Annotated in this window: 10 protein-coding genes, 1 other RNA gene and 1 pseudogene; 6 read left to right on the plus strand and 6 right to left on the minus strand. The window is 68.0% G+C overall.

Annotated features, from left to right (window positions below; translation table 11 throughout):
* Positions 1-273: 273 nt before the first annotated feature.
* From K8P63_RS13760 to gorA, 4 genes are all read right to left on the minus strand, one after another.
* Positions 274-609, minus strand: a complete 336-nt coding sequence (locus K8P63_RS13760) for a YbaB/EbfC family nucleoid-associated protein (RefSeq protein WP_223796595.1) — start codon at positions 607-609, stop codon at positions 274-276.
* Positions 606-2270, minus strand: a complete 1665-nt coding sequence (locus K8P63_RS13765) for a DNA polymerase III subunit gamma/tau (RefSeq protein WP_223796596.1) — start codon at positions 2268-2270, stop codon at positions 606-608. Before K8P63_RS13765 ends, K8P63_RS13760 begins: the two co-directional genes overlap by 4 nt.
* Before the next feature lie 150 nt (positions 2271-2420).
* An RNA gene (gene ffs, locus K8P63_RS13770) (signal recognition particle sRNA small type) lies at positions 2421-2515 on the minus strand.
* A gap of 198 nt (positions 2516-2713) precedes the next feature.
* Complete coding sequence (gorA, locus tag K8P63_RS13775; RefSeq protein WP_223796597.1) at positions 2714-4057, minus strand: glutathione-disulfide reductase; 1344 nt, start codon at positions 4055-4057, stop codon at positions 2714-2716.
* Between the two features lie 134 nt (positions 4058-4191).
* Here gorA and K8P63_RS13780 point away from each other — a divergent pair, with 134 nt between their 5' ends.
* From K8P63_RS13780 to K8P63_RS21095, 6 genes and pseudogenes are all read left to right on the plus strand, one after another.
* The gene (locus K8P63_RS13780; RefSeq protein WP_223796598.1) at positions 4192-5208 is read left to right on the plus strand and encodes an acetamidase/formamidase family protein; all 1017 of its coding nucleotides are present in this window, start codon (positions 4192-4194) and stop codon (positions 5206-5208) included.
* Positions 5205-5774, plus strand: coding sequence for a DNA-3-methyladenine glycosylase (locus K8P63_RS13785; protein ID WP_223796599.1), 570 nt, complete (start codon positions 5205-5207; stop codon positions 5772-5774). The genes K8P63_RS13780 and K8P63_RS13785 overlap by 4 nt, the downstream gene beginning before the upstream one ends.
* 179 nt (positions 5775-5953) lie before the next feature.
* Complete coding sequence (locus K8P63_RS13790; protein WP_317629313.1) at positions 5954-7297, plus strand: methyl-accepting chemotaxis protein; 1344 nt, start codon at positions 5954-5956, stop codon at positions 7295-7297.
* Between the two features lie 62 nt (positions 7298-7359).
* A complete protein-coding gene (locus K8P63_RS13795) occupies positions 7360-8094 on the plus strand; it encodes an EI24 domain-containing protein (protein ID WP_223796601.1) in 735 nt (244 codons plus the stop codon).
* Positions 8095-8152: 58 nt separating this feature from the next.
* On the plus strand, positions 8153-9694 hold the full coding sequence (locus K8P63_RS13800; protein ID WP_223796602.1) for a glycoside hydrolase family 27 protein: 1542 nt from the start codon (positions 8153-8155) through the stop codon (positions 9692-9694).
* A gap of 531 nt (positions 9695-10225) precedes the next feature.
* Positions 10226-10330 (plus strand): annotated as a pseudogene (locus K8P63_RS21095) (PEPxxWA-CTERM sorting domain-containing protein); the annotation flags it as partial.
* A gap of 112 nt (positions 10331-10442) precedes the next feature.
* On the opposite strand, the gene dgcA reads toward K8P63_RS21095, so the two are convergent.
* Together dgcA and K8P63_RS13815 are read right to left on the minus strand one after the other, a co-directional pair.
* On the minus strand, positions 10443-11438 hold the full coding sequence (dgcA, locus tag K8P63_RS13810) for an N-acetyl-D-Glu racemase DgcA (protein ID WP_223796604.1): 996 nt from the start codon (positions 11436-11438) through the stop codon (positions 10443-10445).
* Between the two features lie 80 nt (positions 11439-11518).
* The gene (locus tag K8P63_RS13815) at positions 11519-12880 is read right to left on the minus strand and encodes a peptide MFS transporter (RefSeq protein ID WP_223796605.1); all 1362 of its coding nucleotides are present in this window, start codon (positions 12878-12880) and stop codon (positions 11519-11521) included.
* Positions 12881-12882 lie beyond the last annotated feature (2 nt).

Raw genomic sequence — 12882 nt, forward strand, 5'->3', positions numbered from 1 at the left:
CACCCGTTCGCAGATGATCGTCATCCCCGCGCAGGCGGGGATCCATCAGCCGCGCAGTCGCTCCAAAAACGCTGCGGTTGCGTGAATGGATTCCCGCCTGCGCGGGAATGACGAGGGGCGCAGGATTCTCCCGACGCCGCTCGCCCTGAGGAGCCGTTGAGCCCGTCGAAACGGCGTCTCGAAGGACATGCGCGGAGGCCGAGTCCTTCGAGACGGGCCTTCGACTGCGCTCAGTCCCTCCTCAGGACGAACGGGTCAAGGAGCGTCATCCCCTCAGAACGGCAGCTTGAACCCGGGCGGGAGCGGCAGGCCGGCGGTCATCTTGCTCATCTCGGCGCTGCCCGCCGCATCGGCCTTGGCGCGCGCGTCGTTGATCGCGGCGGCGATCAGATCCTCGAGCATATGCTTCTCCGACGGATTGAGCAGGCTATCGTCGAGCGCGACGCCGAGGATGCGGCCCTTGGCGGTCGCGCGGATCTTGACCAGCCCGCCGCCCGAAGCGCCCTCGACCTCGATCTTGTCGAGGCCCGCCTGCGCGTCGGCCATCTGCGCCTGGATGTTCTGCGCCGCTTCCTGCGCGGCCTGCAGCAGCTCGTTCATGTCCTTCATTGCATCGCACTCCGTGGCTCTTCGATCAGCTCGGCGTCGGGGAAGGCGGCGCGGACCGCCGCCACCATCGGCGCATCGAGAATGGCGTCGCGCGCCGCCTGCTCCTGCGCGCGCTCCTGCTCGCGCATGCTGGCCTTGCCAAGCCCTTGCGCGACGGAGATTTCCCAGCGCAGGCCGCTCTCGCCGAACTTGGGATTGATGCAGGCCAGCACCTCCTGCACGAAGCCGGGGCCGATCGCGCGGCTTTCCGCCAGCACGATTTCGGGCGGCGCGAAGCGGATCACGCGCGCCTCCTCGAAACAGGCGGCTAGGCGCAGCGCGCCCTTCTGCTGAAGCAGAGCGTGGAACGCCTCGGGCGTGTCGGGCAGCGCGGCGACCGGTGCGGGCGGCGGCGGCTCGGGCTGGCTGACGCTCGGCGCGGGCGCCGTCCCGAGCGGCTCGCCCGCCTGCAGCCGTTTCGCCAGATCGCCGGGATCGGGCAGCTGGCTGGCATGCACCACGCGCAGCAGCGCCATTTCGACCGCCTCGCGCGGTCCGGGCGCACCGAGCACCTCGGCATGACCCTTGAGCAGCAGCTGCCACAGCCGGTGGAGCGCGACGAAACCCAGCCGGCTTGCCCAATCGGCATAAGCCTGCCGCTCCTCGACCGACAGCGCCGGATCCTCCGCCCCGCCCACCTTGGCGCGGGTGACGCCGTGGACCACCTCCAGCAGGCCGCGCAGCAGCGCCGCCGGCTCGACCCCCAGCGCGTCCTGCTGCGCCACCGCCGCCAGCACGCCCGGCACGTCGGCGGCGAGCAGGCAGCCGAACAGCCGCCGGATCGCGCCGCGATCGCTCAGGCCCAGCATGTCGCGCACCTGCGCCGCCGTGACCGCGCCGCCGTCCATGCCGGCATGCGCGATCGCCTGATCGAGGATCGACAGGCCGTCGCGCGCCGACCCTTCCGCCGCGCGCGCGACCAGCGCGAGCGCCTCGGGCTCGGCGGCGACATGCTCGGCCTCGGCGACGTGCGCGAAGTGGCGCGCGAGCAGGTCGGCCGGGATGCGCTTCAGGTCGAAGCGCTGGCAGCGCGACAGCACCGTCACCGGCACCTTGTTGACCTCGGTCGTCGCGAACAGGAACTTCACATGCGCCGGCGGCTCCTCCAGCGTCTTCAGCAGCCCGTTGAAGGCCGCCTTCGACAGCATGTGGACCTCGTCGATGATGTAGACCTTGTAGCGCGCCGAGACCGCCGCATAGCGCACCGCCTCGATGATCTCGCGAATGTCGTCGATGCCGGTGTGGCTGGCGGCGTCCATCTCGACCACGTCGATGTGGCGGCCCTCGGCGATGGCGACGCACGGCTCGCACACCCCGCACGGATCGATCGTCGGGCCGCCCTGCCCGTCCGGCCCGATGCAGTTGAGCGCCTTTGCGATCAGCCGCGCGGTCGAGGTCTTGCCGACGCCGCGCACGCCGGTCAGCAGGAAGGCATGCGCCAGCCGGTCGCGCTTGATCGCGTTGCCGAGCGTCTGGACCATCGCGTCCTGCCCGATCAGCTCGGAGAAACGCTGCGGCCGATATTTGCGCGCGAGCACGCGATAGGGGGTCGCCGGCGCGGCCTCGCGTGGCGGGGACGGCGTCTCGGGGACGCCCAGATCGAAACCGAAGGAGTCGGACATTGCGGCTATCTAACCAGCCTGGACGGGAAAGCCCACCCGTCACCCCGGACTTGTTCCGGGGTCCACGCCGCCGCAAGAGCCGAACCCGGCGGGGATCGCCGCCCGGTGGACCCCGGAACAAGTCCGGGGTGACGATGGCGTTTTGTGAAAACAGTAGGAGCCGGACGACCCGACGAGAAATCGTTGTGGCTGCTTCCTTCCGGATCTGACCAGGTTGGCGACGACGCCGCCCGCCCGACTCCCGCGCGCCCTATGCGGAATGTGCGGGCCGCTGGCAAGCGCGGCGAATATCCGCTTCTTTCTGCTCCCCTCCGTTCGCCCTGAGGAGGCACTGAGCGACGTCGAACTGCCATCTCGAAGGGTCCGCTCAGGTGGTTCGAGACGAGCCTTCGCCTTGGCTCAGTCTCTCCTCACCACGAACGGTAAGTGGCAAGCCTCGCACCCTACCGCATCAGCACCAGTTCCTCGGCCATGCTCGGGTGGAGCGCGATCGTGTCGTCGAACGCCTGCTTGGTGAGGCCGGCCTTCACCGCGATCGCCGCCGCCTGCAGGATCTCGGGCGCCTCGGGGCCGATCATGTGGATGCCAAGTACCTTCTCGGTCTCGGCATGGACGATCAATTTGTAGAGCGCGCGCTCGTTGCGGTTGGCGAGCACGTTCTTCATCGGGCGGAAATCGGAGGTGTAGACCTTCACCGCACCAAATTTGCCCTTGGCCTGAGATTCGGTGAGGCCCACGCCCGCCAGCGGCGGGTTGCTGAACACCGCCGACGGCACGCAGGCATAATCGACGCGATGCGGCTTGCCTCCGAACTGGGTGTCGGCGAAGGCCTGCCCCTCGCGGATGGCGACCGGGGTGAGCTGGATGCGGTCGGTGACGTCGCCCACCGCGAAGACGCTGTCGCACACCGTCTTGCTGTCGCCGTCGACCGGGATCGCGCCGCGATCGTTCAGCACGATGCCGGCGGTCTCGAGCCCCAGCCCGGCGGTGTTCGGGCGACGGCCGGTCGCGAACATCAGCATGTCGCAATGCAAGGGGTCGCTGCCGCTGATGTGGACCAGCAGCGAGCCGTCTTCCTGCTTCTCCGCCTTCTGGAAATTGGCGTGGAACTTGAAGTCGATGCCCTTGGCGGTCGAGATCTGAAGCAGTCGGTCGCGGATCTGCTCGTCATAGCCGCGCAGGATCTGGTCGGTGCGGTTGACCAATGTCACGTGCGCGCCGAACTGGTGGAAGATGCCGGCGAATTCGTTGGCGATGTAGCCAGCACCACCGATCACGATCCGCTTCGGCACGTCGGGCAGCTCGAACGCCTCGTTCGAGGTGATGCCGAGCTCGGCGCCGGGAAAATCGGGAATGTCGGGGGTCGCGCCGGTCGCGATCAGGATCAGCTTGGACGTCACCGTCCGCTCGCCCACCTTGAGCGTGTTGGGGCCGAGCAACGTCGCGCGCGCCTTGATGATCTCGACATCGTTGTTGGCGAGCGTGGCGGAATAGATCGTTTCCAGCCGCGCCACCTCCGACAGCACGTTGTCGCGCAGCGTGGGCCAGCTGAAATCGCATTCGGGCACCTGCCAGCCGAAACGGCGCGCATCGGCCAGATCCTCGGCGAAATGCGCGCCGTAGATCAGTAGCTTCTTCGGCACGCAGCCGCGGATGACGCAGGTGCCGCCGACGCGAAACTCTTCCGCCACCGCGACCCGCGCGCCATGCGCCGCCGAGACCCGCGCCGCGCGCGTGCCGCCCGATCCGGCGCCGATCACGAAGAGGTCGTAGTCGTAATCGGCCATCATGTCGTCCGGTACAGGAGGAAGGGGGTGGCGGCGATGTAGGGGGTGCACCCCGTGCGGGCAATTCGGAAAGGCCGATCAATGTGATCGTCCGGCCTCTTGCCAGCGGCGCGCCCCGCCCGCATCCTCGCGCCATGAAGACGATCGCCGCGCTGCTGCCGCTCCTGCTCGCCACCCCGCCCGCGCTCGCCGAGCGCTTCGAGTTGCCCGCCGGTCCCTCGACCGTCGCATGGGGCCATTACGAGGCGGCGGGCCGCCCGGTGCTGACGATCCGATCGGGCGACACGGTGAAGATCCACACGCTCATCACCAACAACCCCACCGGACTGGAGAAGGCCGGGGTCAAGCCGCAGGACATCGAGCAGTCGCTGCGCGACATCTATGCGCAGGTGACGGACAAGGGGCCGGGCGGCCACATCCTGACCGGCCCGATCGCGATCGAGGGCGCGCAGCCGGGCGACACGCTGGAGGTGCGGATCGAGAAGATCGATCTCGCCATCCCCTATGCCTATAACGCCTTCCGCTACGGTGCGGGCTTCCTGACCGACGATTTCCCGTATTCGCGGATGAAGATCATCCCGCTCGACGCGAAGTCGATGACCGCGCATTTCGCGCCCAGCATCACGATCCCGCTCCATCCCTTCTTTGGCAGCATGGGCGTGGCGCCGCCGCCTGCCTTCGGCCGTTACGACAGCACCGCGCCGACGATCATCGGCGGCAACATGGACAATAAGGATCTGGTCGCGGGCACGACGCTCTACCTGCCGGTCTACGCGCCCGGCGCCCTGTTCGAGGTGGGCGACGGCCATGCCGGGCAAGGCAATGGCGAGGTCGACATCACCGCGCTCGAGACCAGCCTCGTCGGCACGTTCACCTTCGTGCTGCACAAGGGCGGCCTTGCCGGGCCGGCCTATCCGCGCGCCGAGACGCCGACCCATTATATCGCGATGGGCTTCGACGACGATCTGTCGAACGCGACGCGCAAGGCGCTTCGCAACATGATCGACTGGCTGGTGGCGTACAAGGGGATGACGCGCGACGATGCCTATATGCTGCTGAGCGTCGCCGGCGACGTGTCGGTGACCGAGCTGGTCGATCGCAACAAGGGCGTCCACGTCTCGCTCGCCAAGGCTTTGTTCACGGGCAAGTGAGCCTGCCCGACGGCTTCTTCGCGCAGGATGTGGTCGACCTCGCCCGCGCGCTGATCGGGGTCGAATTGCTGGTCGACGGGGTCGGCGGCACGATCGTCGAGACCGAGGCCTACGACATCGACGACGCCGCCGCGCACAGCTTTCGCGGCCCCAGCCCGCGCAACGCAGCGATGTTCGGTCCGGTCGGCCACGCTTATGTCTATCGCATCTACGGGCTGCACTGGTGCCTCAACCTCGTCGGCGGCAGCCGACCGGGCGGCGCGGTGCTGATCCGTGCGCTGGAACCGACGCTGGGGATCGAGCGGATGGTGATGCGGCGCAGCCTCGTCGACCCGCGTGCGCTGTGCAGCGGTCCGGGCAAGCTGGCGCAGGCGCTCGCCATCACCCGCGCGCTGGATGGGAATGCCCTCGATCTCCCGCCGTTCGCGTTGCACCATCCCGGCGCGGCGACGCGGGACATTCTCAGCGGTCCGCGCATCGGCATCACCCGCGCCGCCGATCTGCCCTGGCGCTTCGGGGCTGCAGGATCGCGCTTCCTGAGCCGTCCTTTCGCGCGCAGCGGCTGACGCACACGCCGTAACAAATCGCGCCCAGGCCGTTACAGACTCTCAACGAATTTTTATTCTCTTAAGAGTAGTCCGGATTGGACCAATCGGGGACTGTGATGCTAAACTGGTTCAAGGCCGACGCACCAATCCGGACAAAGTTCGAAGTTTTGGTGGCGGTGCAAGCAACGATCGCGGCGATGAGCATCGCCGGTATCTATCTCGCCGCGCACGCGCCGCCCGAGAAGCTCGGCTCCCTGATGATCGGCGGCGTCGCGATCGTATTGTTGCCGGTGCTGCTGACATGGTGGTCCGGCAAGGTGATCAGCGATCCCTATGTCGCCACCGTCCTCCGCATGGAAGGGTTGGCGGCCGGCGACGTCACGAGCGAGGTCGGCTTCGCCGATCACAAGGATTGCGTCGGCCGGATGGCGCGCGCGATGGCGGTGTTCCGCTCGAACGCCGAGGCGGTCAAGCTGGCGGGCGAGACCTCCGAAGTCGTCGTCCGCCGGCTCGGCGAAGGCCTCAGCCGCCTTGCCGCAAGCGACCTGACGCTGCGGATCGAGGAGCCGTTCGGCGGCCATTACGAAGAATTGCGCCGCGATTTCAACCGCGCGATGGATGCCGTGAGCGCCACATTGTCGAAGGTTTCGAACGCCACCGGCGCGATCAACACCGGCGCCAGTGAGATCCGCCAGGCATCGGACGATCTGTCGCAGCGGACCGAACAGCAGGCGGCCAGCCTCGAAGAAACCGCCGCGGCGATGAACGAGATTACCGATACGGTGCGACAGGCGGCCGGCGGCGCGGCCGAGGCCAACAAGGCGGTCGAGCAGGCGCGCGTCGATGCGGCACAGGCCGGCGAGGTCGTGCGGCGTGCGGTCGAGGCGATGGGCGGGATCGAGCGCACCTCCAACGAGATTTCCGACATCGTCTCGATGATCGATGGCATCGCCTTCCAGACCAACCTGCTGGCGCTGAACGCCGGCGTCGAGGCGGCGCGTGCGGGCGACGCCGGTCGCGGCTTTGCCGTGGTCGCATCCGAGGTGCGTGCGCTCGCTCAGCGCTCGGCCGAAGCTGCCAAGGACGTCAAGCTGCGCATCCTCGCATCGGGCGAGCAGGTCGCGGCGGGCGTCGAGCTCGTCACCGAGACCGGCCAGTCGCTCCGCCGCATCATCGAGCGGGTCGGCCATATCAGCACGCTCGTCTCGGCGATCGCGACCTCGGCCGAGCAGCAGGCAACCGGCCTGCAGCAGGTCAACACGGCGGTGGGCGAGATGGACAATGTCACCCAGCAGAATGCGGCGATGGTCGAGCAGGCGACGGCTGCGGCGCGCAGCCTCGCGACTGAAGCCGACGCCCTGGCTCGCGAAGTCGCCCGCTTTCGCATCGACGACGCCCCGAGCCCGCACGCCGAAGCCAATGTGCACGAGCTGCAGCATCGCGCCGCCGCGGCTGTTCGCCAGATCGCGCGTGCGCGCCCCGCGCGCAGCGGGGGCAATGCGGCCGTCGCGGTTGCGGACGACGATTGGTCGTCCTTTTAAGGGCCCGCCGCTGACGATCGATCCGGAGGGAACCGGAGGGGCTGCTCGTCGGTAGCTCCTCCATGCTCCGCGCGCTCTCCCTCGGCATCGCCGACCTCGCCGATCCACGCATCCTGGGGGTGCTGGTCCGCTCGCTGCTGGTGACGTTGCTCGTCTTTGCCGGGCTCGGGCTGGTCATCGCCTGGGCGCTCACCGGCGCCAATCCGTGCGGCTGGCTGTTCGACGATACGTGCGTGCTGGGTCTGTCGGCGAGCGGGCTCGGCGCGCTGATGCTGACCGTGCTGGGGATCTGGTTCCTGTTCCCCGCGGTCGCGCTGGGCGTGATCGCGGCCTACATGGACCGCATCGTCGGCATCGTCGAGGCGAAGCATTATCCCGAGGCCGCGGCGGCTGCCCGTCCGCTCGGCTGGGGGCGCGGCGCCTTGCTCGGGTTGCGCTCGAGCCTGCGCATCATCCTCTACAATCTGGTCGCTTTGCCCTTCTATATCCTGCTGCTGGTGACCGGCATCGGCACGTTGGTGCTGTTCGTGCTGGTCAACGGCGTCGCCTTCGGGCGCGACCTCGGCGAGATGGTGGCGGCGCGGCACGACGATCGCACCCATCGCCAATTGTGGCTCGCCAATACGCGCGGCGAGCGGAGCCTGCTCGGCGGGATCGTGACCGGCCTGTTCCTGATCCCGATCGTGAACCTGATCGCGCCGATCCTCGGCGCGACGGCGGCGGCACACCTCTTCCACGGTCGGCCGCGACCGACGATCGTGTCCGCCTCGACGATCGATCCGCTCCAGCCGGATTGACGCCCCACGCAGATCGTATACGATCTACGCACAATATTCCTGGGGGAGAGCCGTGACGATGATCCGCCGAGCCTGCGCGACGCTGATCGGCCTGCTCGCTGCGCTCGGCGCGCAGGCGCGGCCACCGATCGGCGCGGACATGACCGGCGACTGGGTGGTCACCGCCGCACCGTCCAATCCGGGCGTGCGGCTGCTTCACATCGCCCGCGCGGCGAACGGCGTAACCGGCACGATCACATCGGATTGGTATGGCGAGCTGCCGATGCTCGACGTGACGACGGAGCCCGCGGCTTTGTCCTTCTCGATCTATAACGGCAATCCGCGCATCGCCCGGATGCGCTTCCGCTTCGCGCAGGTCGGCAGCCAGTGGCACCTGACCGGGGCCGGTCGGCGGGGATCGAGCGACGCGCCGGCGCATCGCGCGACGGGCGCGGAGCTGGCGCGGCTGACCTTCCACGCCGCCCCTCTGCCGCCTTTGCGCGAGCTGCCCGACGATGGCCTCGCGCGCACGCCACCGATGGGGTGGAGCAGCTGGAACAAGTTCGAGGCCGCGATCGACGACGTGACGGTGCGCGCGACTGCCGACGCGATGGTGCGCTCCGGGCTGCGCGATGCCGGCTATCATTACGTGAACATCGACGACGGCTGGCAGGGCGCGCGCGACGCGCAGGGCATTCTCCATCCCAATGCCCGCTTCCCCGACATGAAGGCGCTGGCGGATTATGTGCATGCGCGCGGGCTCAAGATCGGCATCTACAGCTCGCCGGGCCCGAAGACCTGTGCCGGCTTTCCCGGCAGCTACGGCCATGCCGCGCAGGATGCGAAGACCTTCGCCGCGTGGGGCATCGACTATCTAAAATATGATCTCTGCTCGGGCGAAGGCTTCTTCAACACTGCGGAGAGCGTGCGCGCGACCTATCAGGAGATGGGCGCGGCACTGCGCGCGACCGGCCGGCCGATCGTCTACTCGCTATGCGAATATGGCCGGTTCGACGTCGGCGCGTGGGGCCGCAAGGTCGGTGGGCACCTCTGGCGCACGACGCGCGACATTACCGACGATTACGGCAACATGGCCGGCATCGGCTTCGAGAGCGACGGCATGCCGGACCATGCCGGACCGGGCGGATGGAACGACCCCGACATGCTGGAGATCGGCAATGGCGGCATGACCGCCGACGAGGAGCGCACCCACCTCGTTTTGTGGGCGATGCAGGCGGCGCCGCTGATGCTGGGCAACGACCTCACGACCGCCGCCCCGGCGACGCTCGCGCTGTTGTCGAATCGCGCGGTGATCGTGATCGATCAGGACCGGCTGGGCGTGCAGGGCCGGCGCGCATCGATCGACCGCGCGACCGAGGTCTGGACCAAGATGCTTGCCGACGGCACCACCGCCGTCGCCTTGTTCAACCGCGCCGACAAGGCGCAGGACGTGGTGGCGGTGTGGCGCCAGATCGGCCTGGCGGACGATGGCGCGGTGCACGACGTGTGGACGGGGACCGATACACCGCACCCCGGAACGAACTATACGGCGCGAGTGCCGGCGCGCGGGGTGGTGCTGTTGATCGTGCGGCCGCCGTCCCAACGCCAAATCGTCGGATAATCTGCGTAAATCACGCAAGCAGCATCGCCCGAATCCACGCAACTTCCATCGAAATCCAACTTAGATCGTTAACAGCCGATTCAGGTGTTTCTCGAATTGTAAAGCGACTGTTAATTCACCCTTGTTCTTCAAACAAAGGGGCTTGCAATGCGGTATTCGATCTTGGCGGCGGTGGTTGCAGCGACAATCGGTGGGGCAGCTGTCGCCGATGCATCGGTTGTCTACAGCTATAGCAATCCTGTGGGCGGCGCGTCGTTCAGTTATACGGCCAGCGATTTCATCACCAGCAACACCGCCATCAGCGGCGCGGCGACGAACTCCTGCTCCGTATTCGGTTTCACCTGCACCTCGGTCAACTTTTCGTTCTCCGGCGCCATCGCCACGATTTCTGCGAGCAGCCTGTTCCAGAGCCCGTTTGGCTCGCTCCCATTTTCGGACTCGTCGACGTTCAACGCGGCGGATCTGATGACGCCGGGTGCGCATGGCTCGACCAGCAACATCTTCGCATCGCTGACCGTGACGCAGATGGGCGGCGCCGTGCCGGAGCCTGCATCGTGGGCGATGATGCTGGCCGGCTTCGGCATTGCCGGCGGCGCGATGCGGCGGCGGCGTAACCTGGCGGTCAGCTTCGGCTGATTGCGCGGAGCGTAATATTAAGACCGAAACCTGGTCTCGCTACCCGTCATCCCGGACTTGATCCGGGATCCCGCTTCTTCTGTCTTCGTCGGAAGACAAGCGGGGCCCCGGATCAGGTCCGGGGCGACGGCAAGCCTGCCGTTTGACCCCAGAACCCCGGCTCGGGCGGCATCAGCATGCCGCCCGCATCGAGGCGCACCCCGCCCGGCCGATCCTCGCGCAGCCACAGCGGGCCGTCGAGATCGGCGCAGTCGGCCGCCTGCGCCACGCGCCAGGCCGCCGCGATCGACAGCGAGGTCGAGATCATGCAGCCGACCATCACGCCCAGCCCGCGCGCCCGCGCGCCCGCCAGCAGGTAAAGCGCCTCGGTGAGGCCGCCACTCTTGTCGAGCTTGATGTTGACCATGTCGTAGCGCGTCGCCAGCCGATCGAGATCGGCGGCGACGTGCGCGGATTCGTCGGCGCAGATCGGTACGCTGCGGACGAAGCCCCCCAGCGCCGCGTCCTCGGCCGCCGGCAGCGGCTGCTCGAGGAATTCGACGCCGCATTCGGCCAGCACCGGCTGCATGACGGCGAGGAGATCGAGCGACCAGCTTTCGTTCGCATCCACCACCAGCCGTGCTGCGGGCACCTCCGCGCGCACCGCGCGCAACGCGGCGGCAGGGTCGTCGGCATCGACCTTGACCTTGACGACGCGCGCGTCTGCCAGCGCGCGCGCCGCCTCGGCCATGCGCGCGGGCGTGTCGATCCCGACCGTCAGCGCGGTGGCGATCGGCGAAAGCGGTGGGCCGCCCGCAGCCGCCAGTCGCGCCTCCAGATCCCACAGGGCGCAGTCGACGGCGTTGCGCGCCGCACCCGGCGGCAGCAAGGCCCGCAATTCCTCGCGCCCCGCCCCGCCCGCCAGCGCATCGACGACCGACACGATCTGATCGCGCGCGCGCTCGGCGGTCTCGCCATAACGCGCGAGCGGCACGCCCTCGCCGCGCCCGAATAGTCCGTCAGCGGTGACGGTCGCGACCACGACGTCGGCCATCGTCCGCGTGCCGCGCGCGATGCGGAACGGCTTGGCGAGCGGCCAATGCTCGACAGCGGCGGTCAGGATGCGCATGCGGCCGCGCCTAAGCGCCCACGCTTCGAAATGTAAGCGTCACCCCAATGCATGTCGGGATGACGTCCGGGATGCTTCGCTCACCCCAGCTCCAACCCCCGCTCGATCGGCCGCCTCAGCAGCATGAGCAGCAAGGCGCCGGCCACGCCGATCGCTACGTTCATCGCCCAGAATTCGGTCGGGGTCATGCGGCCGTAGAAGCCGCCGAGCCAGCCGATGATGTTGTACGAGACGAACAGCGACAGGAACACCACGCCCATCATCGTCGAATTGACCTTGGGCGGCGCCACGCGGCTGACCAATGCGAGCAGGGTCGGCCAGTAATAGAGGAAGCCGATCCCCAGCAGCACGTCGTACATGATCGGCGCAATCACCGGCGCACGCCCGCCGCCCAGCGCCGCGATCAGCAGCACGATGTTGGCGGCGACCGCGATCCACACGCCGGTGGCGATCTTGGCGAGCTCGCTCGGCTCGCGCCCGCGCTCGTTCTGACGCTTCCACCAGGCGAGCAGGGGCGGCACCAGCACGATGCTGGTGAACGGATCGATCGAGTTGAACCACGCCACCGGCACGTGGAAGCCGAAGAAATCGAGATCGACATGCCCGTCGATCCACACCAGCGCCGCATCGGTATTCTGATAATAGATCACCGACTGGAAGCAGGTCAGCACGATCACCAGGATCAGCAAGGCGAGCTTCCGCCAGTCGGCCGCCGTCAGCGGCGCGTGGCTCTCGCGGACGCCCTTCGCCTGGGTCGGCATGAAGCGGAAGCCGGCCATGTAGGTGGCGAGGCCGATCAGCATAAGCAGCCCCGCCGCGCCGAAGCCGGCATGCCAGCCATAGACCTGCGCCAGCAGCCCGCATGCCAGCGGGCCGACCACCGCGCCGACATTGATGCCGACCGAGAAGATCGCGAAGCCGCGCGTCCGCCCGTCGGCATCCTCGACCGGATAGAATTGCCCGACCTGCGCCGAGATATTGCCCTTGAGCAGCCCGCAGCCGACGACCAGCAAGGCAAGCGCGAGCAGGAAGCTCTGGTCGAACGCCATCGCGACATGGCCCGCGCTCATCAGCAGCGCGCCGGTCATCACCGCCGCGCGCCGCCCGATCAGCCGATCGGCGATCATCCCGCCGAACATCGGCGTGAAGTACATGAAGCCCGCGTAGAGGCCGTAAATCTGCGACGCGAGCGCCATCGTCGACATCGGCCCGAACACGCCTTCCAGCGTGGCGCGGAAGCCCCCGAACCCGGCGATATGCCCCACGTGCCCCGGCAGCAGCAGCGACTGCTGCATGTAGAGCACGAGGATGCCCGTCATGCCGTAATAGGAAAAGCGCTCCCACGCCTCGGTGAAGGCGAGGAACCACAGGCCGACGGGCTCGCCGAGCAGGCGCCCCTGGGCCGGAACCCGGGTCGCCTGCTCGTTCGGGAGGATGCCCATGC

The sequence above is a fragment of the Sphingomonas nostoxanthinifaciens genome (assembly GCF_019930585.1).
Classification (GTDB): Bacteria; Pseudomonadota; Alphaproteobacteria; order Sphingomonadales; family Sphingomonadaceae; genus Sphingomonas_I; species Sphingomonas_I nostoxanthinifaciens.